At 46.2% G+C, this 24,579-nt stretch carries 26 protein-coding genes; 11 read left to right on the top strand and 15 right to left on the bottom strand.

Annotation, left to right across the window (positions count from 1 at the left end; all coding sequences use genetic code 11):
* Positions 1–65 precede the first annotated feature (65 nt).
* From phaR to phaC, 3 genes are all read right to left on the bottom strand, one after another.
* Positions 66–617 (bottom strand): polyhydroxyalkanoate synthesis repressor PhaR, encoded by a 552-nt coding sequence (gene phaR / locus EJN92_RS00195; protein WP_126125986.1) that lies wholly within the window; start codon positions 615–617, stop codon positions 66–68.
* Between the two features lie 286 nt (positions 618–903).
* Positions 904–1,644, bottom strand: a complete 741-nt coding sequence (locus tag EJN92_RS00200) for a 3-ketoacyl-ACP reductase (RefSeq protein ID WP_126125987.1) — start codon at positions 1,642–1,644, stop codon at positions 904–906.
* A 94-nt stretch (positions 1,645–1,738) separates the two neighbouring features.
* On the bottom strand, positions 1,739–3,457 hold the full coding sequence (phaC, locus tag EJN92_RS00205) for a class I poly(R)-hydroxyalkanoic acid synthase (RefSeq protein ID WP_126125988.1): 1,719 nt from the start codon (positions 3,455–3,457) through the stop codon (positions 1,739–1,741).
* Between the two features lie 73 nt (positions 3,458–3,530).
* Between phaC and EJN92_RS22110 the strand changes: the two genes are divergently transcribed.
* Positions 3,531–3,776, top strand: coding sequence for a hypothetical protein (locus EJN92_RS22110; protein ID WP_407701565.1), 246 nt, complete (start codon positions 3,531–3,533; stop codon positions 3,774–3,776).
* Here the strand turns inward: EJN92_RS22110 and pgeF are convergent.
* Together pgeF and EJN92_RS00220 are read right to left on the bottom strand one after the other, a co-directional pair.
* Positions 3,773–4,579, bottom strand: a complete 807-nt coding sequence (gene pgeF / locus EJN92_RS00215; RefSeq protein WP_126125990.1) for a peptidoglycan editing factor PgeF — start codon at positions 4,577–4,579, stop codon at positions 3,773–3,775. The genes EJN92_RS22110 and pgeF overlap by 4 nt on opposite strands.
* The gene (locus EJN92_RS00220; protein WP_126125991.1) at positions 4,576–5,604 is read right to left on the bottom strand and encodes an RluA family pseudouridine synthase; all 1,029 of its coding nucleotides are present in this window, start codon (positions 5,602–5,604) and stop codon (positions 4,576–4,578) included. Before EJN92_RS00220 ends, pgeF begins: the two co-directional genes overlap by 4 nt.
* A 43-nt stretch (positions 5,605–5,647) precedes the next feature.
* On the opposite strand from EJN92_RS00220, the gene EJN92_RS00225 reads away from it, so the two are divergent.
* Positions 5,648–6,445 carry an outer membrane protein assembly factor BamD gene (locus tag EJN92_RS00225; RefSeq protein ID WP_126129681.1) on the top strand — a complete coding sequence of 266 codons (798 nt, stop codon included), beginning with the start codon at positions 5,648–5,650 and terminating at the stop codon, positions 6,443–6,445.
* A gap of 123 nt (positions 6,446–6,568) precedes the next feature.
* On the opposite strand, the gene yaaA is transcribed toward EJN92_RS00225, so the two are convergent.
* On the bottom strand, positions 6,569–7,345 hold the full coding sequence (yaaA, locus tag EJN92_RS00230; protein ID WP_126125992.1) for a peroxide stress protein YaaA: 777 nt from the start codon (positions 7,343–7,345) through the stop codon (positions 6,569–6,571).
* A gap of 110 nt (positions 7,346–7,455) precedes the next feature.
* Here yaaA and EJN92_RS00235 point away from each other — a divergent pair, with 110 nt between their 5' ends.
* From EJN92_RS00235 to EJN92_RS00265, 7 genes are all read left to right on the top strand, one after another.
* Positions 7,456–7,893, top strand: a complete 438-nt coding sequence (locus tag EJN92_RS00235; RefSeq protein ID WP_126125993.1) for a putative toxin-antitoxin system toxin component, PIN family — start codon at positions 7,456–7,458, stop codon at positions 7,891–7,893.
* Between the two features lie 261 nt (positions 7,894–8,154).
* Complete coding sequence (locus EJN92_RS00240) at positions 8,155–8,901, top strand: protein phosphatase CheZ (RefSeq protein WP_126125994.1); 747 nt, start codon at positions 8,155–8,157, stop codon at positions 8,899–8,901.
* The gene (locus EJN92_RS00245) at positions 8,901–10,706 is read left to right on the top strand and encodes a chemotaxis protein CheA (RefSeq protein ID WP_126125995.1); all 1,806 of its coding nucleotides are present in this window, start codon (positions 8,901–8,903) and stop codon (positions 10,704–10,706) included. Before EJN92_RS00240 ends, EJN92_RS00245 begins: the two co-directional genes overlap by 1 nt.
* A gap of 257 nt (positions 10,707–10,963) precedes the next feature.
* Positions 10,964–11,365 (top strand): peptide-methionine (R)-S-oxide reductase MsrB, encoded by a 402-nt coding sequence (gene msrB / locus EJN92_RS00250; protein ID WP_126125996.1) that lies wholly within the window; start codon positions 10,964–10,966, stop codon positions 11,363–11,365.
* Positions 11,362–11,979, top strand: a complete 618-nt coding sequence (locus tag EJN92_RS00255; RefSeq protein ID WP_126125997.1) for a septation protein A — start codon at positions 11,362–11,364, stop codon at positions 11,977–11,979. The genes msrB and EJN92_RS00255 overlap by 4 nt, the downstream gene beginning before the upstream one ends.
* Complete coding sequence (locus EJN92_RS00260) at positions 11,976–12,251, top strand: BolA family protein (RefSeq protein WP_126125998.1); 276 nt, start codon at positions 11,976–11,978, stop codon at positions 12,249–12,251. Before EJN92_RS00255 ends, EJN92_RS00260 begins: the two co-directional genes overlap by 4 nt.
* 41 nt (positions 12,252–12,292) lie before the next feature.
* Positions 12,293–13,066, top strand: coding sequence for a peptidylprolyl isomerase (locus tag EJN92_RS00265; protein ID WP_126125999.1), 774 nt, complete (start codon positions 12,293–12,295; stop codon positions 13,064–13,066).
* Positions 13,067–13,111: 45 nt separating this feature from the next.
* On the opposite strand, the gene EJN92_RS00270 is transcribed toward EJN92_RS00265, so the two are convergent.
* The 6 genes from EJN92_RS00270 to EJN92_RS00295 all read right to left on the bottom strand — a co-directional run bounded on the left by EJN92_RS00270 (position 13,112) and on the right by EJN92_RS00295 (position 17,909).
* Positions 13,112–13,870 (bottom strand): substrate-binding periplasmic protein, encoded by a 759-nt coding sequence (locus EJN92_RS00270; protein WP_126126000.1) that lies wholly within the window; start codon positions 13,868–13,870, stop codon positions 13,112–13,114.
* Between the two features lie 90 nt (positions 13,871–13,960).
* Positions 13,961–15,196, bottom strand: a complete 1,236-nt coding sequence (locus EJN92_RS00275; protein WP_126126001.1) for a hypothetical protein — start codon at positions 15,194–15,196, stop codon at positions 13,961–13,963.
* Between the two features lie 153 nt (positions 15,197–15,349).
* On the bottom strand, positions 15,350–16,099 hold the full coding sequence (locus EJN92_RS00280; RefSeq protein ID WP_126126002.1) for a hypothetical protein: 750 nt from the start codon (positions 16,097–16,099) through the stop codon (positions 15,350–15,352).
* A gap of 9 nt (positions 16,100–16,108) precedes the next feature.
* Complete coding sequence (locus EJN92_RS00285) at positions 16,109–16,708, bottom strand: hypothetical protein (protein ID WP_126126003.1); 600 nt, start codon at positions 16,706–16,708, stop codon at positions 16,109–16,111.
* Positions 16,705–16,983, bottom strand: coding sequence for a DnaJ domain-containing protein (locus EJN92_RS00290; RefSeq protein ID WP_126126004.1), 279 nt, complete (start codon positions 16,981–16,983; stop codon positions 16,705–16,707). The genes EJN92_RS00285 and EJN92_RS00290 overlap by 4 nt, the downstream gene beginning before the upstream one ends.
* A gap of 446 nt (positions 16,984–17,429) precedes the next feature.
* Positions 17,430–17,909: an FKBP-type peptidyl-prolyl cis-trans isomerase gene (locus EJN92_RS00295; protein WP_126126005.1), complete on the bottom strand. Its 480-nt coding sequence runs from the start codon at positions 17,907–17,909 to the stop codon at positions 17,430–17,432.
* 456 nt (positions 17,910–18,365) lie between these two features.
* Between EJN92_RS00295 and EJN92_RS00300 the strand changes: the two genes are divergently transcribed.
* Positions 18,366–20,393, top strand: coding sequence for a M13 family metallopeptidase (locus EJN92_RS00300; RefSeq protein WP_194074977.1), 2,028 nt, complete (start codon positions 18,366–18,368; stop codon positions 20,391–20,393).
* Between the two features lie 213 nt (positions 20,394–20,606).
* On the opposite strand, the gene EJN92_RS00305 is transcribed toward EJN92_RS00300, so the two are convergent.
* Both EJN92_RS00305 and EJN92_RS00310 read right to left on the bottom strand, forming a co-directional pair.
* A complete protein-coding gene (locus EJN92_RS00305; RefSeq protein ID WP_227869633.1) occupies positions 20,607–22,649 on the bottom strand; it encodes an ATP-dependent DNA helicase in 2,043 nt (680 codons plus the stop codon).
* Between the two features lie 79 nt (positions 22,650–22,728).
* Positions 22,729–22,929 (bottom strand): YdcH family protein, encoded by a 201-nt coding sequence (locus EJN92_RS00310; protein ID WP_126126008.1) that lies wholly within the window; start codon positions 22,927–22,929, stop codon positions 22,729–22,731.
* A gap of 84 nt (positions 22,930–23,013) precedes the next feature.
* Here EJN92_RS00310 and EJN92_RS00315 point away from each other — a divergent pair, with 84 nt between their 5' ends.
* Entirely contained in the window at positions 23,014–23,814 is an 801-nt protein-coding gene (locus EJN92_RS00315; RefSeq protein ID WP_126126009.1) for a PP2C family protein-serine/threonine phosphatase, read from the top strand.
* 66 nt (positions 23,815–23,880) lie between these two features.
* Here the strand turns inward: EJN92_RS00315 and EJN92_RS00320 are convergent, their stop codons facing one another.
* Positions 23,881–24,534 (bottom strand): glutathione S-transferase, encoded by a 654-nt coding sequence (locus EJN92_RS00320; RefSeq protein ID WP_126126010.1) that lies wholly within the window; start codon positions 24,532–24,534, stop codon positions 23,881–23,883.
* Positions 24,535–24,579 lie beyond the last annotated feature (45 nt).

The following is a 24,579-nucleotide window of genomic DNA, read 5'->3' on the forward strand; positions in this document are numbered from 1 at the left end:
TTCCTGGTTCCTGCGATTAAAATCAGGCCTACTTAATCTTACAAAGCCCCATAAAATATTGATTTTTACTTGTTTTTCTCATCAACATTAAATGGGAAAGCGAACATATTTTTTGACTGATTTTGCATCTGTTCTTGCATTTGAACAAATAAATTTTTACTTTGATCGATGTAATTACCCATCATGCCCTGCATCATTGGACCTTGCACATTCATAAATTGCGTCCACATCTCAGGGCTAAATGTCTTCCCTTCGTTCAGGCCTCCGGTGTTTTCAGTCAATTTATTTTGAATATCAATAAAGGTTTGTATGTTTTTTTCCAAGTAAGAACCCATCATCCCTTGCATCGCATGTCCGTAATAACGAATAATCTGTGCCAGCGCGACACTAGAAAACATAGGTGCACCGCCAGCTTCAGCTTCCAAAATAATCTGCAATAAAATCATGCGAGTCAAGTCTTCACCGGTTTTCGCATCAACGACCGCGAAGTCATCGTTATCCAGAACAAACTGTTTTACATCAACCAAGGTGATATAACTACTAGTCTGCGTGTCATACAAGCGGCGATTCGGGTATTTCTTGATCAAATGCTGTGTTGTTCTTTTTGCGCTATTCATGGAAATCTCATTTGATAAATCTGTAAGCCCCAACCAAGACAAAATATTTGAGGTAGTGGTTAAGCGGCAAAGTCAACGCAAACAAGTGGCATATCAACAGAAAATGTTGATTATGGTGTTTTGTTTGTCCCCAATTACTATTTATTTTTATTCTATTGTTTTCAAAAAAATACCCATCGAAATTAAAAATTTTCGATGGGCGGTATTCTACCGCACTGCGACATGTGCACTGCAATATTGTTGCAAAAGATAACTATTCCAAGATAAGAAAGCAAAAAAACTTTCTTTAACCCATATGCAAACCACCATTAATAGAAAAATCAGAGCCAGTCGCATAGCCACCTTCATCGGAAGCAATCCATGCAACAATAGAAGCGATTTCATCTGGCTCAGCCAAGCGCTTTACTGGAATACCGGCAACGATTTTTTCCAAGACATCCGGACGGATCGCTTTTACCATGTCAGTGCCAACGTAGCCCGGTGACACTGTATTGACAGTGATACCTTTAGTTGCAACCTCTTGTGCCAAAGACATAGAAAACCCATGTATCCCCGCTTTTGCCGTGGAATAATTGGTCTGACCGAACTGACCTTTTTGACCATTGACAGAAGAAATATTAATGATACGGCCCCAGCCGCGCTCGACCATACCCTCGATGACTTGCTTGGTCACATTAAATAAAGAATTCAAATTGGTATCCATAACGGCATCCCAATCATCTTTACTCATTTTACGGAATTGACCATCACGTGTGATACCCGCATTATTAATCAGCACATCAATTTCACCGATCTCCGCTCTTACTTTTTCGAATGCAGCTTTAGTAGAATCCCAGTCTGATACATTACCTTCGGATGCAAAAACTTCATAACCCTCAGCACGCATATCAGCCAGCCATTTATCTTTACGCGGAGAATTTGGTCCGCAACCTGCGACAACTGTATAACCATCCTTACACAGACGCTTGCAAATTGGAGTTCCGATTCCACCCATACCACCAGTTACATATGCAATTCGTTTCGACATTCGTACTCTCCAAGTTTTGTATTTGATTTATCCACATTCACTTACTAACTAACGTCCCGACTTACTTTGCACTGCTACCGCATAGATTGCGGCACTACTCTGCTCTTACCGCGACATACCGTCCTGGTGCAGCCTCGATAGGCGGATAACTTGCGCTCCCCGCTTTTGTAGGCGCTTTAATCAACTTACCAGCATGTTCCGCCAAAAAACTTGCCCATTCTGGCCACCAACTACCAGCATATTCGGTCGCTCCAGCCATCCATTTTTCTGATTCAGTACAGATTTCCGCATTCATCCAATAACTTCTTTTTTTCTTGGCCGGCGGATTTACTACACCGGCAATATGGCCAGAAGCTCCAAGAATAAAGCGATTGCGATTTTTTCGCTTAGGATTAAGCAAGAAAGTGGACGCAAAAGCCGCTTGCCAAGGAACAATATGATCCTCTCTAGATCCATAAATAAAAACCGGTGCATCGATTTTACCCAGGTCCAACAGCTCACCAGCAACCCTGAGTTTATTTGGAATTTTAAGACTATCCTCCAGATAAGCATTGCGCAAATACCAGCAAAACATAGGCCCGGGAAGATTCGTGCTATCGGCATTCCAATACAGCAAATCAAACGGTGGCGGTGCCTCGCCCTTTAAATAATTTTTCTGTACGTAATTCCAAACCAAATCATTCGCACGCAAACTAGAGAAAGTACTCGCAAGCTCGCGCCCAGGAAGTAAGCCACCAGCGCCTATGCTGCTTTCCCGTTTTGCAACCTGCTCCTCGTCAATAAAGACATCCAATATGCCCGTATCAGAAAAATCCAATAGTGTGGTCAATAAAGTGAGACTGCTGATCGGATTTTCGCCACGTGAGCCCAAAATTGCTAAGGCGGTAGAGATAATCGTACCACCGACGCAAAAACCGAAGGCATTGATTTTTTCTTGCTTAGAGATCTTTTGAACGACGTGAATAGCCTTAATTGCACCGTCTTCGATATAGTCGCTCCATGTCACATCAGACATAGATTCATCAGGATTGGCCCAAGAAACCAAAAACACCGTATGTCCTTGCTCAATGGCATAACGCACTACTGAATTTTCCGGTTGCAAGTCAAGAATATAGAATTTATTTATGCAGGGGGGAACCATTAACAGCGGGCGCTGATGCACGCTGGTCGTCAGTGGCGAATACTGAATGATTTGAAATAACTTATTCTCAAAAACCACGGTACCGGCTGTTGTCGCAACGTTCTTGCCGATTTGAAAAGCGCTTTCATCAGTTTGCGATATGCGCCCTTTTTGCATATCTGCAAGCATCAGGGAAATCCCCTTAACTAAGCTCTCGCCTTTACTTTCAATCAGCTTAAGCTGGGCTTCCGGGTTACTCACCAAAAAATTCGCTGGAGACATGGCGTCTATCATTTGCTGAACAGCAAAACGGATTTTTTGTCTTACTTTCTCAGGTGCATCGACCGCATCTGCCATGGACATCAGAAAACGCGCATTCAGCAAATAGGAAGAAACCGTATACGAATGCGTAGACTGGCTATGCCACTCCGATGAAGAAAAGCGTTTATCATCAAACACGGGAGGGCTAGAACTAAGAAAATTTTGCCACAAACCACCAAACTCTTGTAAATAATCACTCTGCAATTTACTCAGGGTGGCAGTATCCAATTCTGCACCTAAGTCCTTTAGCATAGTACGCATAGGCATTTCGAGAAATGCCTTAGCTGGCATCATCCATTCTTGCCAATTATTCTGATTTGAAAGCTGTGACGTCCATTCGGAGTACATAGCTTGAGGATCATAAGTCTTCATGCGGGCCTCCTATTTTTCGCGTATCGTTGCGAATTGGTTTTGCTTAACAATTTAAGTTCTAGGATTTATGTTTATTTATATTATCGCAATTGCCTGGATTTACGTTGTACTTTTAATGTCAGCGACGGAACCATCTATCGTCGCTGGAATTATGACGTTTATATTTTATTGTGTGTTGCCTTTGTCATTATTTTTATATCTACTGCGCAGCGCATTTAAAAAACAATCACCAAAATCTATGCCAAGTCAGCAAAGTTTGACGGGGCAACCTGACGAGGAATTGAAGCCAATAGAAACTGATGCCAATCCGCGAAATTAAGGCCCATCCATCCAAATCACACTGGCCATCCGCCCTGTTACGCCATCTCGACGATACGAATAAAAATTATCTGACTCGCTTACTGTGCAATGTTCACCACCAGCAACACTATTTACATCTACCGTTGACAATATACATTTTGCTAACCCGTAAATATTTGCCAAATATTTACCACCACTTCGTCCAGTCACCTGCTGAGCAAGAAAATAGTCCCCAGCGCGCACATGCAAGCGAGAAAAAGCATCAAACACATCTTGCCCAACCTCAAACCGAGTGGGGCCGATCGCGGGACCTAACCAGGCAACAATCTCTTCTGCGCCCGCTTCGCGCATTTTCTTTACCGTGTTTTGCAACACTCCAGCCGCCAAACCACGCCAACCAGCATGTGCCGCTGCAACAACAGCTCCTCGTGTATCACTAAACAAGACGGGCAGACAATCTGCAGTCAAAATGGCACACACAATTGAACTTTGAGAAGTGAAACTTGCGTCCGCCTCACAGCCCTCCAAGGCAATAGCAGCATCACATGCAACAATACCATGCTTTTGTGACAATAACGTGATATTTGAGGGTAAACATTGATTAAGCGCATCTTTATTGCGACGCACCGCATTCAGATCGTCACCCACATGCTCCCCCAAATTTAAACCACCACCGCCCTTGCCATCATCGTAAGGAAATACACTGACACCGCCTTTTCGAGTTGTGGTGAATGCGTGCACGTTTTTAGGAAACCAGCCGCAATCAGGACCAATCACAGAAAAATCTGCTTGCGAGACACGCCTGATCCGCTTTACGGTCATGGCAGCGTTATCCCCGCTTGCTGCAATAACTCTAGAAAGTCGTCAGCAAGAGGCACTTCCCACTGTATGTGCTCACCCGTTTCAGGATGAATTAAACCTAAACGTCGGGCCTGCAAGGCTTGGCGATGAAAAAATTGCGCAAGGTGTTGCTTGCCGTAGAGAGTATCGCCAACCAATGGAAAACTCAGAGATTGCATGTGAACCCGAATTTGATGGGTTCGTCCAGTCTCCAACTGACAGGCAATCAAACTCACAGGGTATCGTTCCAACAGTCCAGATGCTATACGTTGATAGTGAGTGATAGCTGGCTTTGCAATGAGACTTTCGGAAACCGCCATTTTTAATCGATCCCGATTATGTCGCGCCATCGCGGCATCTACCGTACCCGATTGATTCGGAGTACCCCACACTAGTGCCGCATATTCACGCTTAACCGTGCGGGCATGTAATTGACGCACCAACTCCGTTTGCGCGATAAGCGTCTTCGCGACCACCATTAGTCCAGAGGTATCTTTATCCAAACGATGCACAATTCCAGCGCGAGGCACGTTCGCTAAATGAGGACGATGAAACAGCAAGCCATTTAATAAAGTCCCTGACCAATTGCCCGCTCCCGGATGTACCACTAGTCCAGCCGGCTTATTGATCACCAGGATAGAATCGTCTTCATAGACAATATTCAAAGTTAACTCTTCAGCAACATAAGCACGTTCGTCTGGTGCTGGCTGAGGATGAATAACGATCAATTCATCTCCCAACAAAGTTAATTTAATACGAGCAGTCTGCCCATCAACAGTAACAAAACCAGCTTCTATCCATTGTTGAATGCGACTTCTTGAATATTGCGGAACTAGTTTAGATAACACCTTGTCCAAGCGTTCGCCGCATACTTCAGAGCGCATTTTTAATTCGATTGCCTCAGCTTGAGGAAATACATCATCGACTTCTTCTTGTCCATTATTAGTGTCATCAAACGTAGAGTTTGACAAAATGATTGCTTCAGTTGGTATCACATTATTTGCCATCGGCTATAATCCGTAAATTGTTCTCATGCACACGCAAAAAAATATGCAAATTAAATCTATAAAATTGTTGGGTCTCATCTTCGCCTTGGCGCTTTCGGGTTGCGGCGCCTTTGGTGATAAGGTTGATGAGAGCAAAACATGGTCAGCTGCAAAATTATACGCTGAAGCCAAGGAAGAACTAGGTAATGGTGCTTACGAAAAAGCGGTACAGTACTTTGAAAGACTGGAATCTCGCTTCCCATTTGGCCCTTACGCCCAGCAAGCGCAGATGGAAATTGCCTATGCGCACTACAAACAAGGTGATCAAGCCTTAGCATTGGCGGCAGTCGAGCGCTTTATCAAGCTACATCCAAATCATGCGAACGTTGATTACATGTATTACTTGCGTGGCATGATTAGCTTTAATGATCAGGTCGGATTTTTAAATTTTATTTCGAATCAAGATATAACAGAACGCGATCCGAAGGCGTCCCGAGACTCTTTTGACGCATTTAAACAACTTGCAATTCAGTTTCCCGATAGCATCTATACTCCCGATGCGATTTTGCGCATGAAATATTTAGTGAATGCATTGGCACAATATGACGTCCATGTTGCAAAATATTATCTGCGCAGAGCAGGTTATTTAGCCGCCGCAAATAGAGCACAATCTGCGGTCAAAGAGTATCCAGATGCGCCAGCGGTTGAGGAAGCATTGTTTATTTTGGTCAAGTCCTATGACGCCATGGGAATGCCTGACCTACGTGACGACGCGAATCGTGTCCTCGCAAAAAACTTTCCTGAAAGCAGTTTCTTGAGTGGAAAAGCACGAGTCAAGAGTACTTGGTGGCGTTTCTGGTAGTTTAAACACGCACATCAAAAGCACCGTGCTTAAAACAACGTGCTTGATCTTGCGGTAAATACCAACCAGATCAAGCGCGCTATCGCTAGTGCGGACAAATATATTACTTATTCGAATCGCAAGCTAGTCTGCAAGCTTGCGCCGAAAAACCCAGCGTCCAGAGTCTGACTCTTCTTGGCAATAGGCATAGCCTTCTGAGTCAAATCCCTTTATTTGATCTGCCTGCACAAGATTATTTTGGGCGCAATAACGCGCCATCAAACCACGCGCTCTCTTCACATAGAAAGAGATAATTTTATATTTTCCATTTTTGTAATCTTGAAAAATTGGCGTGATGCATGTGGCCTTCAACAATGCAGGTTTTACTACCTTAAAGTATTCCTCTGATGCCAAGTTGATCAGCGTTTTGCTTTGCTGATTCTTTAATTTATCATTGAGGCTCTCAGTCACTTTCGCCCCCCAGAAAGCATACAAATTTCGACCACGTAGATTTTCTAGTCGACTGCCCATCTCCAAGCGATATGCTTGCATCAGATCAAACGGTCGCAAAACACCGTATAAGCCAGATAAAATATTGACGTGCTCTTGCAAATAATTGAGATCTTTACTTTCAAGACTATTCACGTCCAAGCCTTCGTACACATCGCCATCAAAAGCATATACTGCCGGCTTCGAATTGAGGCTACTATGCTGCCGATCCCAGTTAGAGAATCGATCCACATTTAACTGCGCAAGGATAGGAGAAATCGTCATCATCGATTGAAGTTGTAGCGATGTTAGATTCCTTGCGACATGAATTAATTCGGAAGCGTCATCCAAAAATTGAGGGATGGAAACTTTTTTATTGTGGTGACTGGTTTCAAAATTGAGACTTTTCGCTGGAGATAAAACAATAAGCATGGTATTTTTTACTAAAATCTGAAGTTAAAAAAATGGCTTTAAAAAACTGAGGCAACTAGCAATTTTACCTCGTTAGCCATTTGAACCATAAATCGCATCTATAAAAAATAATGACACCGATCTTAGTTGTAATTGACACAAATGTTTGCCTTGACCTTTTTGTATTTAATGACACGCGCTGGTTGCATTTATTAGAAGGCCTTAAAAATGGAAATATCGAAGCAGTAACACGCGCGGATTGCCATAGCGAATGGTTAGCTGTATTGGAATATCCACATCTGCCGATTAAAATCGAAACAAAAAAAAACATTATCGACATGTTCGATACCCTGATCAAGATTGTGGCCCCCCCCGAAAAATCCATAATCTTGCCACGCTGCAGCGATAAAGATGATCAGAAATTTTTAGAAATCGCCCGCGACACGAACGCAAAGGCACTAATCACCAAAGACAAGGCACTTTTAAAGTTAGCTAGAAAAATTCAATTATCAGCATCCTATTCAATACTGACACCTGAAAAATTTATTTCGACACTCGTTCCAAATTAAGTTATGTTTTGCATTAAGTGAAATTAAATATACAAAGTAGAAATAAATGAGTGACAAAATTTATTGCTGAGCGTTATGCTTGTATCATTCAAGTCCTGTAGTATGATAAAAGTCATATAAGAAAGAAATAAGCGGGAAGAATTGAAATGTATTTGTTTGATACTGCCAAGCTTAAATTAATCACAATTACATTTATACCCATCAAAGACTCACTCGGTGAGTTACAAGAACAAACACAGTGATTACGGAGGTTAACGGACTATGACCGATTCAGCAGATGATCTAGACGCGTTGTTTGAAGAAATGGCAAATCAACGTGTTGAGACACCAAACTCAGCTCCGGCGCCCACACAAACTGATACAAGTGCTATCGAAGATTCAACTCCAAGCAAAGCTTTGTTCCATAGCACAGAAGATCAATCTGGGAAACCGATGTTTGATCGTCTGGGCGGACTCGTTAGAATGATGCACGAGTCTATGCGTGAGCTGGGCTATGATAGATCTTTGTCAGAAGTCGCATCGCAAATATCGGATGCTCAGGGACGCTTGGAATACGTTGCAACGCTGACAGAAAAAGCGGCAAACACGGTACTCAACGCGACCGACTTAGGTATGCCGGAACAAGATGTCTTAGCAAAACATGCCAAAGATATCAACAGCCGCTGGGATAGCCTATTTTCAGGAAATATGAGTGTTGCGGACTTTAAAGTATTGGCGACCGATTCAAAAACCTTTACAAATACCGTCATTGCTTCGACAGACGCGGAAAAAGCACGCTTGCTGGAAATTATGATGGCGCAGGATTTTCAAGATTTGACCGGCCAACTAATAAAAAAAGTGCTGGCTATTACGACTGCTGTAGAACGCGAGTTATTCCAGATATTATTGGATAACGCACCTTTAGAATTAAAAGAAAAAGCAATTGAGTTGATGGAAGGGCCGTCGGTTCCCAATGCTGCACTAGAGCAGGACGATGTAGACAACCTACTTGATAGTCTGGGCTTCTAATGGAAGATATGCTCAAAGAATTTGTCGTTGAGGCACTTGACTTGGCGATAAACGTAGAAGAACACCTGCTCTCACTGGAGCGCAATCCAGGGGATATGAACACCTTAAATGCGGTGTTCAGGTCTTTCCACACCATCAAGGGTGGCGCAGGCTTCATGAATCTAACGGCAATGGTGTCAGCCTGCCACCTCACTGAGAATTTGTTTGACGCACTCAGAACTGGACAATCTCCAGTGACGCCGATCGCGATCGAAGCGGCACTGGAGGCCAGTGGCTTTGTTGCCGATCAACTGACTGCCCTATCAAACGGCACCGACCCAAGTCAGCTTTCGACTATGCCGAAATCGCTGGAACAACTGCTTAATGACGCCATTGAAGGCAAAACAAGCAGCAAAAAACCGGCTGCTCAAGTGATTAAAGCGCCTGAGGCCACAAGTTCAGCGAACGACTCCACGCCACCACAAACTGGAAGCGACGAGGTTAATTGGGAAGCTTATTACCGTGCGGTAGTTCCAGAAGGTACTCTACCGGAGCAGCAAGCCTCAGTACCTACCCGCAAGGACGAACATGAGGCCGTCAAAACTTCGCTAGCTAGCAATGAAGTAAAACAAAATGCGCCTATTAAAGAGGAAAGCATACGCATCGACGCGATAAAACTCGATGTTTTACTTGAAGTAGCCGGAGAATCGGTGCAGGCTGCAAATCAGGCGGCGGTTTTACTCGAAAAACTCTTGCAGTTTAAATTCGATGGCGAAGCTGCGCCTCTGATGTCGGCACTCACCGAAACACTTACACGTGCATCTAGGTACTCCACAGAATTGCAAAGAGCGACACTTGCTACGCGCATGCAACCAGTCGGGAGGCTTTTTCAGAAGTTCCCTAGATTGATACGTGAATTAGCCAAAGATTTGGGCAAGGATGTCGATCTCAACATCTCTGGCGCTGAAACTGAAGTCGATCGTGTCGTAGTGGACAGCCTTTACGATCCGCTGGTCCACATGCTGCGTAACGCACTTGATCATGGGATAGAAACATCGGAAGAACGTGCTCAGAGCAATAAGTCTCTGCGCGCCACGATTTCTTTGAAGGCGTGGCAAGAAGCAAGCAGCGTCATGATAGAGGTGAGTGATGATGGCAAAGGTATGGATGCAAGTCGTTTGCGCGACAAAGCGATCGCCAAAGGCTTAATCAGCACGCACGAAGCACATTCCGATGACGAGGCGTTTCAACTAGTTTTCCTACCAGGCTTCTCAACCAAAGAAGTGGCCTCTAGCGTGTCTGGACGTGGCGTCGGTATGGACGTGGTGAAAACGGCGGTCGAAAGACATCGTGGTGGCATACGCATTTCTTCTAAATTGGGATCTGGCACCACCTTCCTAATTCGCTTACCAATTGAGTTATCGATTATCCCAACCATGCTGGTACGCACCGATGGTGCATCACTAGCATTGCCTATGTCTACCGTACAACGCGTTGTTGAATTGCCAGAAACCTTTGAAAGCGTTGGCGGTCATCCGGTATTGCGTGATTTAGGACGGCCTTTGCCAGTGCGCTCTTTGGGGAGAGTACTAGGCTATGAAAAGAGTACGGAACGGGTAGGCATCGTGATTGCAGCCCCTAACCCATATATTCTTTCGGTCGATGCGGTAGATGGCACTGCAGACTTGGTAATCAAACCTCTGACTTGCCTTACGACACCGGGTATTACGGGTACCGCCAGATCAGCTGAGGGAGAGTTAGTCCTAGTCATCAGCCTTTCATTTTTACTCGATGGATGTAGGGTCACCGAAAGGCTTACCGCATAGCTTTATGCATAGATACCACTCTATTTCTCTTTGAGACATTTTTGCCTTAATGAGAAATAGAGTATTCCGACAGAGTCGTCCTGATTCTGTCAAAATAGTGGCATATTCAAAGCCCTGCAACGCTCAACACATGCGCACTCCCCTATTCAGACTGAAATTCACTGATGAGTTCAATGCTAGGTAATGCGATAACTTATTTAAACAAAGTGCTACAGTAAAGTTTGCACAGCTTGCTTCCATCTTAAAAATATAAAGTCATGAAAAAATTAGAGAAATCCGACTCAGAATGGCGCAGCCTGCTCTCGCCCATGGAGTATGAAGTCACTCGACACGCCGCGACCGAAGCGCCATTTACCGGAAAATTTTGGGACCACCATGCAGTAGGTACCTATATTTGCGTGTGTTGCAATACACCACTATTCGAATCCGATGCAAAATTTGATTCTGGATGTGGTTGGCCTAGCTATTTCCGCGCCCTCAATCCTGACTACGTAACAGAGAAAGTTGATCGCTCGCATAACATGACGCGCACCGAGATTTTGTGTAATATCTGTGACGCTCATCTAGGGCATAGCTTCCCTGATGGGCCAGCGCCAACTGGCATCCGTTATTGCATTAATTCTGCATCATTAAAATTTGAACCAAAAGAAACATTATGAAATTTTTGTTTGACGTATTTCCAGTAATTCTATTTTTCATCACCTATAAATGGGGCGAAAGCCATAGCGAATTAGCGCAACAATTAGCGACTCAATTCCTCGGCAGTTTTGTCTCCGGTGGAGCGCCGAATGCAGAGCAATCTCCAATATTGCTGGCCACTGCAGTCACCATCATCGCGTCAATTACCCAGATCTCATTTCTTTTACTTAAAAAGAAAAAAGTCGATGCCATGCTATGGATTTCATTCATCATTATCAGCGTCTTTGGTAGCGCAACAATTTACTTCCATAGCGAAACTTTTATCAAATGGAAGCCCACTGTCATTTATGCTTGCTATGCGAGTTCCTTTCTAATAGGGCAGTTTATTTTCAAGAAAAACCTCTTAAAAGCTGCCATGGGATCTCAACTCAGCATGCCCGATCCGATCTGGGCCAAACTAAGCCTGATGTGGGTGCTTTACTTCGTGGTCATGGCCCTGGTGAATCTGTATGTGGCATTTAACTTTCCTACCAGTACCTGGGTTAGTTACAAACTTTATTCGATCGCTACCTTGCCCGCATTTATCGTCGTACAGAGTATTTTCCTTTCGAAATACATAGAGGAGCCGGTATGAATACGCGTTTTGAGCGTATTCAGGCGCGTCTGATTGAAACTTTTCAGCCCGTGAGCTGTCTACTTGATGATGACTCGGCTGCGCATGCCGGACACGCTGGCGCAGCCTCTGGCGCCGGGCATTTTAGTTTAAGAATAGTTTCAGAAAAATTTGAAGGCTTAAATCGTATTTCCCGACATCGACTAGTGTATGATGCCGTTGGCGATATGATGCACTCAGAAATTCATGCACTTGTAATCGTTGCGCTGGCGCCTTCAGAGATGCCGACCTAACCATTTTGTTTTTACTTACTTTGTTATTTTAGGAACAGATAATGACTTTTAAACCTGCTCATTTGCTGGTAGTACTTCTCGCAACCGCAATCCCGGCCATGGCGCAAAATATCGCCACGGTTAATGGCAAGGCAATTCCATCCAGTAAGGTGGAACTGATACTCAAACAAGCTAAGGCACAAGGTCAACAAGACACGCCTCAGTTACGCGCTCAGATCAAAGATCGCCTGATAGGCATGGAAGTATTGTTGCAAGAAGCCGAAAAAACCGGTGTTGCTGCCAATTCCGAAGTAAAGACTCAGCTAGAAGTAGCGCGTCAGCAAATCCTTATTCAAGCCCTGATGCGCGAATACGTGGGTAAAAACCCTGTATCTGATGCAGATATCACGGCTGAATACAATAAAGCAAAAGCGCAAGCTGGCGACAAGGAGTATCACGCCTACCACATTTTGGTTGAAAAAGAAGACGATGCTAAAGCCATCATCTCAAAACTAAAAGGTGGCGCAAAATTTGACGAGTTGGCGAAGCAATCCAAAGATACAGGATCTGCATCTAAAGGTGGCGATCTCGATTGGGCCTCACCAGCAACCTACACAAAACCATTTGCAGATGCTTTAGTTGCGTTGCAAAAAGGTCAGTTCACTGAAACGCCTGTTAAAACAGAATTTGGTTTTCACATCATCAAATTGGATGACGTAAGAACTGCAAAATTCCCTACTCAGGAAGAAGTGAAGCAACAAATCACTGAAGGTTTGCAACAACAAAAATTGCAGACTTATCAGCAAGCCCTGATGAAGAAAGCAAAAATTCAATAATTTTTGCTGTTCACGCAGAATAAAAAAGACGCTAAGGCGTCTTTTTTATTGCACCTGATATTTATCGATCAGGGTATTGAGTTTTCCGGTGCGGTGCATTTCATTGAGTCCTTTATCAATACGCTCTATTAGTTGAAGCGCTTGCGGATGCTGCTTACTCACGCCGTAGTGCAAAGAGTATTTTTCAGTTTCCGGCAAAGGCAAAATTTGATAGGTGTTTGCCGTAAATGGCAGTAAGCCCAACTTGGCAAAGCCCAGAAACACCTCGCGCATATCGACCACGATATCGCAGTGCCCTCGATCAATTTTACGTATCAGACTAAGATAACTGGTGGCCCCGCTTTCTATCTGTGCAGGTGCCAGTTTGGTGTAAAAAATAGAGGCGCCGTGCAAAGCACAGACTTTAAATTTTTCTAAGTCGGCGAGTGATTTTAATGGTGGAGCTTTAAAGTGTTCAGTAGAAAATAAATAAGCGGGCGTTAAGCTATGATAACTACGAGAGAATACAAACTGCGCCTCTCGTTCTGGCGTCTTGAACGCCGACATCACGACATCATAGCCTTCCCGCGCCCTCACCTCCGCCAAGCAACGCGCCCAAGGGCGCAAAGAGATGACTGGCTCAGGCGTCAAAACCGTGCGTAGTATCTCAGCAGAAAGGCCCTCAACCGTTTTAGATGGCGCAAGCACATACGACATAGGCGGCCAGTTACTATCACCGCCACACGCCCTTACGACCTCAAATGCATGGGCATCGAGATACATCGCACTCGAAAGACAGAACAAGAGTATGGAAGAGCGCACCATTGTTAACCACGCTATGAGGTATTTTGCTCTCAATATACGGCTAAGCCCACCACTTAGCAAGCGAGTAGCATGCTTAGCCGCGGCCTGTAATTAGGCCTTGCGTGGCTTCTCGATATGGCAATTCTCGCTCAGGAAACGCAGTGCGCCACTATACGTCGTATCCCAATCATCCATTAAGTAGGCCTGCGACTCTTCAACAAAGTCCGACCAATCTTGCAGCAACCCTTCTTGCTTCTCATGCGGTGCTGCAGCTTTGATCCAGTCTATCGCCAGCTCAGCTTGCATACCAGAGGCGCGTATTTTTTTGAGCAAGCTCTTAGCGGTTTTTTCTGGCAAACTGGTCTTAGGGGGGATGCCGGCTGTGATGCAAAGAAACAAGGTCAGCAAAGAATCGATATCGGTTTTACCCTTAGTCAAACGCGACCACTCTTTTGAGACCAGCGCGTCATAATCCGAAGTATCTTCAACTTCGTGATCCCGAATGTAGTAACGCTCTTTTAGCTCATACACCAATCGATCTAATGAGAGAGACGCATCGGCAATCTTGGGCATATCTTGCGTGATGATCTCTTGCAAAACGCGCTCGGCGATTGCTTGATACTCGACCGGAATCTCATCGTGGATGGCCGCCAATTTTGCGCGCTGTCGCGCACCGGGCTTGAGCTTTGCGGCTTTGACGCGCAGCGTATCGAGCAAGCCAGCAAATTCAATTTGATTTAAGATAGAAATATCCTTGAGACCGATGTAGCGTATCAGCATCGCAGAACGAATCACCGCGACCGCCTCGGCTTCATCCTCCTGCAGCAGGCTGGCCGACAAGTCCAATTCCTCCCCAAACCAGAATCCAGCCTCAATTTCTAGTGCATTTATTTTTCTTTGCGCCAATGCACTACGGTAATCAGTGGTTTTTTCTTTGAGCGACCAAAACTCCAAGAAGTCTTCTACGCTGCCTTTTTCTTCCCTGCCGAACATGGCGATTTCTGGCATGGCAAACAGGGTTTTCAATAAAGTAGAGCCACCGCGCGACAAGCTCAGGAAGCTATTATCACGAATGATTTTTGCAGCAATATCCAAATCACCGTTCGATGTCTCCAGCAAATACAGGCTCGCCAGATTGACGATGCGTTTACGCGCAGCCTCTATCTCTGGTCGTAAATATTTACTCCCAAAAGCAGCTGCGATCTGCACCATGCCTTTTGGCGCCTCGGTTTTAATTGCGGCTATTTTTTCGCTATCGATGATGCCATGAGCAAGCCCGTGCACTAAGGCAGACTCAAAGAAAGGACGATTATCAAGAATAGCGATATCAAAATTAGATACGGACATAGGCGCAAAGGCAATCAAAGGTAAAGGGAGGCGAAACAAAATGACGCCAATGATTTTTGGCGTCAATTCCTAATAATTTCAAGACTTCCGCAAAACTGCAAAGGCCAGCCGAACACAGCAAAAATCCAAACGCCTTGCATGAAGTCTGCCTACTTAAAGAGCCGACTCTTCGTCATCATCTTTGCCATCGTCAGTATTTTTCGGCATAGGCTCTGCCACACCGACCAATTCATCGAGCTCTTCCTGCGCCAAACTGGCTTGGTAAGCGCGATAACGAGAGCGTAATTTCATCAAGACTTCACGGAATATTTCCGGCAGTTCATAGCGCAACAGATAAGTCACTTCCATCCAATCGTGATCTACCACGTTGGCCATGTCCATATCGGAAGCTCGCGATTCAGTTTCTCGCGTCAGATTCAATAAATCGTCATCGATGGCTTGAGTCTTGGATTCGTCACCGTATTCATACAAATCGAAGGTCGCATAGCGGTAAAAATGCTCGACCATCTGGGTTCTATCCAGCAGGTAATCGACAAGCGCATCGTAGCCGCCTTCAACCTCGGCGATTTCATATAAAAATTCGGCAGGATCAGCGCCCTCGCGGAAAATAACCGAGTTGATCATGCCGCGCAATTGCTCATGCGTCAAATCACCGTAGCGTTTTTCCAGCACCACGGCTTGAGCGAATTGTTCGGGTGTCACCAGCAGATTAACCAGCGACTCTTTCGATGCATCATATTCGCGAATAATCGCCAACAAATCCTTAGCTGGAAATTGATCCAAAGCTGCCACCAAGGCCTTGTCACCTTCGGTTTCGGCCAAATTGGCCAATGCAAATTCGGCGCCAGCGATGTCGCCAGCCATGATCAAACTTTGCGCTTGTATTAGTGCGGGTACATTCATACTATCTCCTTAATCTTTACGGTCAAAACCTTGTTCGGCGAGCCAATCTGAGCCGGCCTCGCCCAAGTCATAATCATCACCGTCATCACCGTCATCGCGTCCGTGGCGGCCGTAATTGCCATCCAAGTCGCCATGCTCTTTCAAATCCTCGCTGCCATCCTCGTTCTGCTCATCGCTATCATCCTCATCGGCACTGGTCGATGGGCTGGACTGGCGCGATTGCTTGCTCTTATTGAGATACTCGAGACACGCCGCAGTCACCATGAAGGCCGCGCCATCGGCGTCCTTCAAGACGATTTCGCTGAGCTTTTCCGCCCAAGGCTCGAGCTTGACAGTCTTGGACAACTCAGCCCAAGTCGGATGCTTATTTGCTTCTTTCGATGCCAAGGACTCCATCACCAGAGGATTCATGAAGCGAAAACCGGTGTGAAAAGCCACGGCCAGCATTTCAGGATTACTTGCCATCATGGGTAATAAGAAAGGCAGTTGCTCGCGCTTTTCGATTAAGCGTCCTCTTAAGATGTCTTTACCTTCAGAGTCGGTACGCAGATCATCTAACTCGGCGTTATACACCGAGATTAAATCTTCAAAAAATCGTGAAAATTTCACTTCAATACTCCTGATAAATAATTCGCCCAAATCTCGGTGGCGGTGTCTAGCGGTGACTCTAGCAAATTACGACGTCGATTCTCATCATAAGCAGCACGTGCTGCATCATCCGACAAGACGTCATAAGCTTGCTTGACTGCATGGAATTTCTCCGGAGCGAGCTCGGAGGCATTTCGATCCGGATGAAACTCGGCCGCCTTCAGCCTAAACGCCTTCTTAACCTCGGGCAAAGTCGCGGTAACGGCAATGTCGAGTATGTGGTAGTAGTCTTTCATGGACACTCGTCGTTGAGCTGCAGTCGTTGGGCTGCATGTTGCGCCTCATTGCCTCAGTTCAAATGTCACGAACAGTGGGCCGATGAAACTAAAAAATCTCAAAAATAGCAGACTGAACAGCGCGACTAAACAGCGCAACTAAAGAGGCAAGTTCAAACTGTAGTCCTTGAGCTAGCGAATATAAATTCCTAGCGCCCCTGGATATTGAGCGGCGCCATCAGCACACCTTTAAAGTGCGCCAGCAAGCACCCGCACAAAATTTCATCGCGCTCTGCATTTGCAGGGAGTATGTCAAAAAATCAGGCGTTTCGCACAATATCCATGTGGCATCTGTACATATACCCCTAGGAGTACCTGGGGGAATTTAGTGCCAAATACGCTCGGGCGGCAGCCACATCCTTAGTCGCAACATAAGCCGCCGCCATGCGAATTAAACGCGCTTAAAACTAGTGGTCGTGCCCGTGCTCGCCATGTACGTGGCCGTGCGCAACTTCTTCTTCTGTCGCAGCGCGTACATCGAGCACAGTTGCTTCGAAGCGTATGCTCATACCAGCCAAAGGATGATTGCCGTCTACCGTAACACGGCCAGAATCAATTGCTGTCACGCGAAACTGGAAAGTCTCTTCAGTCTCTGGATCGCGCGTTTCGAACATCAAACCGACTTCTATATCCGGTGGAAACAGGCCGATCTCTTCTTCACGCAAGAGTTCTGCATCAAATTCACCAAAGGCTTCATCTGGTGCCATGGTGACCATGACAGTCTCACCGACGGTCTTGTCTTCCAGTGCCGCTTCGACAGCAGGCAAAATATTGTCGTAACCACCGTGCAGATATACGATAGGTTCGTGGTTTTTATCAATCACTTCACCATCCATATTGAACATGGTGTAATTGAGCGTAACTGCGGTATTTTGTGTAATTTTCATAATACGTATCTTGTGTGGCTAAATTAGCTGAGAGAAAAATAGCGCCGAACGCCATATGAATGACGTCTTCGCTATTTTGAACGAGACCCGTATTGTAACAGAGCGGACCTTAGAGAGCAGATTAGAGGACAGACCGGAGAGCACACCGCATAGCACCAACATTGCTCGCACCACCGCATTTTAGCCCGACTAAAACCCCGTCCCAAATCGGCTGCGCACATTTTAAATATTTTTCCTAAAACCAGACAAAACTGGCGAACTCTTAGGCAGAATCATGGTCTATTGTGGCTTAAGCAATCAAGCAAGTGCTTAAGCCATCTTAAAGTTCAAAGATAGTGCCCGGAAAAAACCGATAAATCGTAAGAATTTACAAAAATTCAAACGAAAAAGTAAGACCGCAATTCAACCATCAGGAGATTTTGAGTGAAAGCTACCGTTTTCAGCGCTATCGCGCTTATGTTTGCCGGCGCTACCAGCGTCTATGCAGCAGAACCCGCCAAAACAATGACCGCATCGGCGCCCTCTGTTTTATTGTCTGGGATAGAAAGTAAGCACAACGACCTTAGCGTCAAGCCGCAAGATGATTTTTATCGTCACGTCAACGGCACCTGGCTGAAAAACGAAAAAATTCCAGAGGACAGATCCTCTTCTGGTGCCTTTTATGATTTGCGCGAAGCCACCGTCCCGCAACTGCAAACCCTGATAGTAGGTCTGACTAAGCAACATGCCAAGCATGGTTCTGATGCGCAAAAAATCGCCGACCTGTATGCCAGTTATATGGATACTGCCAAAATCGAAGCTTTGGGGCTCAAGCCTCTGGACGCCGATTTCGCCAAAGTCGCGGCACTCAAAGACAAGAAACAAATCCCTGCTTTTATCGCGTATCTCAATTTTATTAGCGTAGGCGCGCCGTTTGATATCGTTGTCCATCAAGACAATAAAGATTCGACCAAATACGTACTCGATGTAGGCCAATCTGGTTTGGGCATGCCTGATCGCGATTACTACCTCAACAATGAAGACGCCAAGCTGAAAGACACCCGTGCCAAGTATCTGGCACATATAGAAAAAATGCTGAGCATGGCGGGCGACAAAAATGCCGCCCAAACCGCTGCCGCCATCCTGGCATTGGAAACAGAACTGGCCAAAGTACAATGGAGCAAGGTCGAATTGCGCGACCCTATCAAGGCTTACAACAAGATTGAATTGACTAAACTCGATGCCTTAACCCCAGGCTTTGACTGGAATGCCTATTTGAGCACCTTGGGCGTACAAAATAAAATCGAATCTTTGATAGTGAGCCAGCCTAGTTACCTGACTGGCTTCAATAAAGTCTTGCAAGAGACTTCGCTCGATACCTGGAAAGCCTATTTCAAATGGAATTTGCTCAGTGCGAGCGCCAGCCAGTTACCAAAAGCGTATAGCGATGAGCACTTCGCTTTCTTCAACACGACTTTGCAAGGCACTCCAGTCCAAGAACCACGCTGGAAGCGCGGCGTGCGCCTGGCAGACTCTAGCTTAGGCGAGAGCCTGGGCAAGATGTATGTTGCCAAGCATTTCCCGGCGCAAAACAAAGAGAAGATGGAAAAGTTGGTTGGCAATCTTTTGCTGGCCTACAAGCAAAGCATAGACACGCTCGACTGGATGAGCCCAGAGACCAAAAAAGAAGCACAGACTAAACTGTCGACCTTCATGCCTAAGATAGGTTATCCAAACAAATGGAAAGACTATTCGGCTCTGAATATCAACAAGGGCGACACCGTCGGCAATCTGCGCAATGCGCGCAAATTCGCCAGCCAGGTCGAATTGAATAAATTGGGCAAGCCTATTGATAGAGAAGAATGGGGCATGACGCCACAGACGGTGAATGCTTATTACAATCCTGAGATGAACGAAATCGTGTTCCCTGCGGCGATTTTGCAAGCACCGTTCTTTGATGCCAAAGCCGACGATGCGGTCAACTACGGCGGCATCGGCGCTGTCATCGGCCATGAAATCAGCCATGGCTTTGACGATCAGGGCGCGCAATACGATGAAAAAGGTAATCTGCGCGATTGGTGGACCAAAGAAGATCACGAAAAATTCGCCGTAAAAACTGCGGCGCTGGTCAAGCAATACGGTGCCTTTAGTCCTTTACCTGGCTACACCGTCAACGGCGAATTAACTTTGGGTGAGAACATCGCCGACAACTCCGGTCTGGCGATTGCTTACAAGGCGTATAAATTGTCTTTAGGCGGCAAGCCAGCTCCAGTGATCGCCGGTCTGACTGGCGATCAACGCTTCTTCATGGGTTTTGCCCAAGTATGGCGCGGCAAGATGCGCGATGCCACCATGATCGTCCGTCTGAAAACTGATCCGCACTCCCCTGGCGAAATCCGCGCCAATGGCACCCTCAGAAATATGCCAGGCTTCTACGAGTCCTACGGTGTCAAAGAAGGCGACAAGATGTATCTGGCACCACAAGAGCGCGTCTCAATCTGGTAATTTTATTGCCTGAACTTGAGTCCATAAAATAAAAAAGCCCACCGCGAAATCGGTGGGCTTTTTTTATAGTGAGCACTTGGTTTGAACGTCATAAAAAATTACGAGCACCAGAAGTAAGAACTACAAAAACAGATACTCCCCTATTTTCCTTAAAAATACAGCCATTTGCGCATACCATTCGTGCGTAAATAAAAAATACCTACCCCAGTATGCCTATTCAAGAGGGAATTGGCCAGACCGTGCAAGTTTTAGTTCAGCAAAAAATGCCAGCACCGGCGCTAACTCACGGGATCTGGTAAATGCTGGCAAACTTTGCCAGATACGTTTGCCATACGGCTTAGAAATTAAACGCGGATCACAAATCATCAAGACCCCTTTGTCGGTCTCGTCGCGTATCAAGCGCCCTGCACCCTGCTTGAGATTGATGATGGCCTCGGGGAGCTGATGATGCACGAAACCGTTTAGCCCCTTCTTTTCCATCGCCTCGATACGCGCCGCCAGTACCGGATCGTCGGGCGGTGCAAACGGCAATTTATCAATGATCACCAGAGACAGCGCATCACCACGCACATCGACCCCCTCCCAAAAACTTTGACTACCGATCAGCACGCCATTGCCGGCAGCCCGAAAGCGCTCGAGTAATTCGGTACGCCCAGCATCGCCTTGCACGAACAGAGGAAAAGCTAAATCACGTTTTTGAAATTCTTCACGCAGACGTTCGGCACTATGTTTGACCGCCTTAATCGTGGTGCACAATAAAAATGTGCGACCACCAGCGGCCTCTATCACAGGTAAGGCAGCGTCCACTACCGCATCCATGTATTCACGCGAATTCGGTAAGGGCATGCCGCTAGGCACATACAGCAAGCCCTGCTCTTGATAATTAAACGGACTCGGCCAGGTCTTAGCTGGCTCATCCCACAAACCCATTTGCGACACGTAATGGGTAAAATCATTTTTAACCGCCATCGTGGCAGAAGTAAAAATCCAGGTGCGCGGCACGCCTTCGCGCTGCTTATTAAAAATAGGCGCAATCGACAAGGGTGTTTTATGCAATTGCAGCGAGGTCGAATAAGCTTCCACCCACAATACACATTCAGGCTTGCCTGCCGAGTCTTTCTTGGATACGTCGAGCTCGCGCCAGTCATGTAACTGGGTCGCCAGCGCAATCGCCCTGACCCGGCATAGCTCTAGCGTCTCAGCGCGTTCAGCTTGCTTCTCAAGCACTGCGATCATCGCATCCATCGTGTCTTTGAGGGTTTCCAGCGCCGGAAAAAATGGGCTGGATGGCGCGATTTGCAGTATCGACAAACGGATACTATCTTGCGGAAACGTCAGGCGTAAATCACGTGCCGCGCGCTCTACTGGCGCCACCAAATTAGCCCACTCGGCGCCATCGCGTGCATGCGACAAACCCTCAGCCAAAACATCGCGACTGAGTTCGAGGATCTGCGAAGTAGAAACGGTTTCACCAAAAAACAAAGTGGCGGTGTCCGGCAATTGATGCGCCTCATCAAAGATCACGGTGTTGGCGGACGGCAGTAATTCGGCGATGCCGGTGTCTTTGAGTGCTAGGTCAGCAAAAAACAAATGGTGATTGACCACCACCACATCGGCTTGCTGGGCCTCTTTGCGCGCCTTCATGACAAAACAATCCTGATAATACTGGCACTCGGATCCCATGCAAGTGTCTTTGGTGGAGGTCACCAGATTCCACACCGGGGCCGTCTCAGGCACTCTTGCCAGCTCGGCCTTGTCGCCGGTACTGGTGGTTTTCATGAAGCGCGAAATATCACGCAGGTAACCGACGTCTTCACGCGACGTTAAGCGCCCGTTTTGCAAAGTGCGCTCTAAATGAAAATGGCATAAATAATTGGCGCGCCCTTTCAACAAGGCCACCGAGACCGGTGCTTTCAAGACTTTTTTGATGGTAGGAATATCATGCAAAAACAATTGGTCTTGCAAGTTCTTGGTACCGGTAGAGATGATCACTTTACCGCCCCACAACAAGGCCGGAGTCAGATAGGCATAGGTCTTGCCGGTGCCGGTACCAGCTTCCGCTAGCAAAGTGCTCTGCCCTGCAATCGCAGCGGCAATCGCCTTAGCCATCTCGGTTTGCGCCTCGCGTGGCCGGTAGCCTTTGATGGAGGCGCTCAGGGCACCGCTCAATCCAAATATGCGTTCGACTTCTTCATCATGCACTCCAGGCGTGGCTGGAACGGTGTTGGCATTCGGTTTTTGGTCAAGTTCAGTCAAAATAGGCAGGCAATCAAATGCAACTAGATGTAATAGGCGTAAAAAATGTAAATATGGATAATTCGCGAAAATGCACTATTTATGCTGGCACATCGGGCATCATTTGCATTTTTAATAATGTTATATGGTCTTTTAGCTGTAATTTCCGCTTTTTCAGGCGGCGCAACTGTAATTCGTCGTGATTTAGATCGTCGATTAAGCTTGCAATCACCACATCGAGGTCGCGATGCTCGACTTCCAGCTCAATGATACGCTGTTGTATTTCTTCTGGATGAGTCATAGTGGCCCGGTTGGAGGTAAAATGAATTAATTTTTAATAATGTAATTAGTTGGAATACACCGCTAGTTTAATCTACCAAGACGTATGAGCCAATATAAGATCGAAGCAGGCACCGCACAACACCTTGGCGATCGCACTGAACAACAAGATAGAGTTGCACTTTTTGCAGCCCCCAACGCCCCCGGTTATATGATGGCGGTGGTGGCGGATGGTATGGGCGGCAAAAGCGGCGGTGCCTTGGCCGCCGAACAAGTTGTTCGCACCGCCAAGACGCTGTTCAATGATTTCTTCCCTGAGATGGATGTCAAAACTCTGCTCGAAGCGATCGTCAATGAAGCACACACCATCATCAAACTGGCCGGCGTATCGGCAGAAAAAGAACCGCATAGCACCTTCGTCGCACTGATCATCACGCCCAACCAAGAAGCCATCTGGGCTTACGCTGGCGACTCGCGCTTGTACCGGTTCAGCGGACCAAATTTTATCGAACACACCAAAGACCACTCCTACGTTGAAAGACTAGTGGACGAAGGAAAAATCACCCAGGAAGAAGCCAAGACCCACCGCATGTCGAATATCCTTGTCAATGTGCTCGGCTCCACCACGACAGCGCCTTACATCAGCTTTGGCTCTCACAGCGGATTAAAAGTTGGCGATTCGTTTCTATTGTGCTCGGATGGTTTGTGGCATTATTTTACCGATGCCGAGTTGTCCGCCGCGGTCGCCGCGAATAGTCCACGTCAAGCCTCAGAACTATTAATCCGCAAAGCCAGAGAACGGGCCCACGGCCATGGCGACAACTGCACTTTCGCGGTCGTCAAACTGGTCAAACCGCCAGTCGAACAAAAAACTTATAAAGTCGAAAAAATGCGCCGCGCGGTGTAAGCAAACTCAAAGAGTCATAAAAAAATCCCAGAACGCATCTGGGATTTTTTTATGTGGTTATCAGATTTAAGCTGGCTTTAAATGCTGCATCATCAAGGCAAAATTTTCTTTTTTATCCGCGTTAACCCGCTGCATGGAAGGTCTTTCCGCCATCAACGCCACATAGTCTTTCAGCGGTAAATCGGCCAGAAAATCACGCCCGTAAATCGCCTTAGTCGCCATAGAAATCAAAGGCAAATGCACAGCGGCAGCGCAATCAGCCATACTAAAAACCTCGCCTGCCACATACGGTGAAAATTTTGCCAATTGGCTAAACGCCGAGATATTTTTGCTCAAGCGCTTCTCAACTTTTTGCTTCACATCGTCGCTCACAGTTCCACCGAAAAATGCCTCGGCATATAAGTCCCTGGCGACCAACTCTAAGTGCAATTCTAAAAACACCAGTAACTCACGGTTTTTAGCCGCTGCATAGGCGTCTTTCGGCAAAAGAGAGCGCGCTGGAAACTGTTCTTCGAGATAATCAAGAATAACTTGCGATTCGCACAGACTACCGTGCTCGGTTTGAATATAGGGAATTTTCCCTAGTGGAGAATGGGCTAATAGCTCGGGTGAATTGCCTGTCCAAACTAAAACCTCTTCAAATGCAATTTCTTTCTCTATGAGCGCTAGTTTAACTTTATTGTAATAATTACTTACCGCAAAACCACAGAGTTTGATCATAATTATTCTCGCTAACCGGGTAAAGTTTAAGGCTTACTATTTTTT

Source organism: Undibacterium parvum, from assembly GCF_003955735.1.
GTDB lineage: Bacteria > Pseudomonadota > Gammaproteobacteria > Burkholderiales > Burkholderiaceae_D > Undibacterium > Undibacterium parvum.

Coding starts and splice junctions, on each gene's coding strand:
- EJN92_RS00220 (WP_126125991.1), bottom strand. CDS start 5,604: ATGGCAAATAATGTGATACCAACTGAAGCAATCATTTTGTCAAACTCT.
- yaaA (WP_126125992.1), bottom strand. CDS start 7,345: ATGCTTATTGTTTTATCTCCAGCGAAAAGTCTCAATTTTGAAACCAGT.
- EJN92_RS00225 (WP_126129681.1), top strand. CDS start 5,648: ATGCAAATTAAATCTATAAAATTGTTGGGTCTCATCTTCGCCTTGGCG.
- EJN92_RS00255 (WP_126125997.1), top strand. CDS start 11,362: ATGAAATTTTTGTTTGACGTATTTCCAGTAATTCTATTTTTCATCACC.
- EJN92_RS00310 (WP_126126008.1), bottom strand. CDS start 22,929: ATGACTCATCCAGAAGAAATACAACAGCGTATCATTGAGCTGGAAGTC.
- EJN92_RS00240 (WP_126125994.1), top strand. CDS start 8,155: ATGACCGATTCAGCAGATGATCTAGACGCGTTGTTTGAAGAAATGGCA.
- EJN92_RS00245 (WP_126125995.1), top strand. CDS start 8,901: ATGGAAGATATGCTCAAAGAATTTGTCGTTGAGGCACTTGACTTGGCG.
- EJN92_RS00320 (WP_126126010.1), bottom strand. CDS start 24,534: ATGATCAAACTCTGTGGTTTTGCGGTAAGTAATTATTACAATAAAGTT.
- EJN92_RS00295 (WP_126126005.1), bottom strand. CDS start 17,909: ATGAAAATTACACAAAATACCGCAGTTACGCTCAATTACACCATGTTC.
- EJN92_RS00235 (WP_126125993.1), top strand. CDS start 7,456: ATGACACCGATCTTAGTTGTAATTGACACAAATGTTTGCCTTGACCTT.
- EJN92_RS00200 (WP_126125987.1), bottom strand. CDS start 1,644: ATGTCGAAACGAATTGCATATGTAACTGGTGGTATGGGTGGAATCGGA.
- EJN92_RS00275 (WP_126126001.1), bottom strand. CDS start 15,196: ATGTCCGTATCTAATTTTGATATCGCTATTCTTGATAATCGTCCTTTC.
- EJN92_RS00300 (WP_194074977.1), top strand. CDS start 18,366: ATGTTTGCCGGCGCTACCAGCGTCTATGCAGCAGAACCCGCCAAAACA.
- EJN92_RS00270 (WP_126126000.1), bottom strand. CDS start 13,870: ATGGTGCGCTCTTCCATACTCTTGTTCTGTCTTTCGAGTGCGATGTAT.
- phaC (WP_126125988.1), bottom strand. CDS start 3,457: ATGAAGACTTATGATCCTCAAGCTATGTACTCCGAATGGACGTCACAG.
- EJN92_RS00260 (WP_126125998.1), top strand. CDS start 11,976: ATGAATACGCGTTTTGAGCGTATTCAGGCGCGTCTGATTGAAACTTTT.
- pgeF (WP_126125990.1), bottom strand. CDS start 4,579: ATGACCGTAAAGCGGATCAGGCGTGTCTCGCAAGCAGATTTTTCTGTG.
- EJN92_RS00280 (WP_126126002.1), bottom strand. CDS start 16,099: ATGAATGTACCCGCACTAATACAAGCGCAAAGTTTGATCATGGCTGGC.
- phaR (WP_126125986.1), bottom strand. CDS start 617: ATGAATAGCGCAAAAAGAACAACACAGCATTTGATCAAGAAATACCCG.
- EJN92_RS00290 (WP_126126004.1), bottom strand. CDS start 16,983: ATGAAAGACTACTACCACATACTCGACATTGCCGTTACCGCGACTTTG.
- EJN92_RS00315 (WP_126126009.1), top strand. CDS start 23,014: ATGAGCCAATATAAGATCGAAGCAGGCACCGCACAACACCTTGGCGAT.
- EJN92_RS00265 (WP_126125999.1), top strand. CDS start 12,293: ATGACTTTTAAACCTGCTCATTTGCTGGTAGTACTTCTCGCAACCGCA.
- msrB (WP_126125996.1), top strand. CDS start 10,964: ATGAAAAAATTAGAGAAATCCGACTCAGAATGGCGCAGCCTGCTCTCG.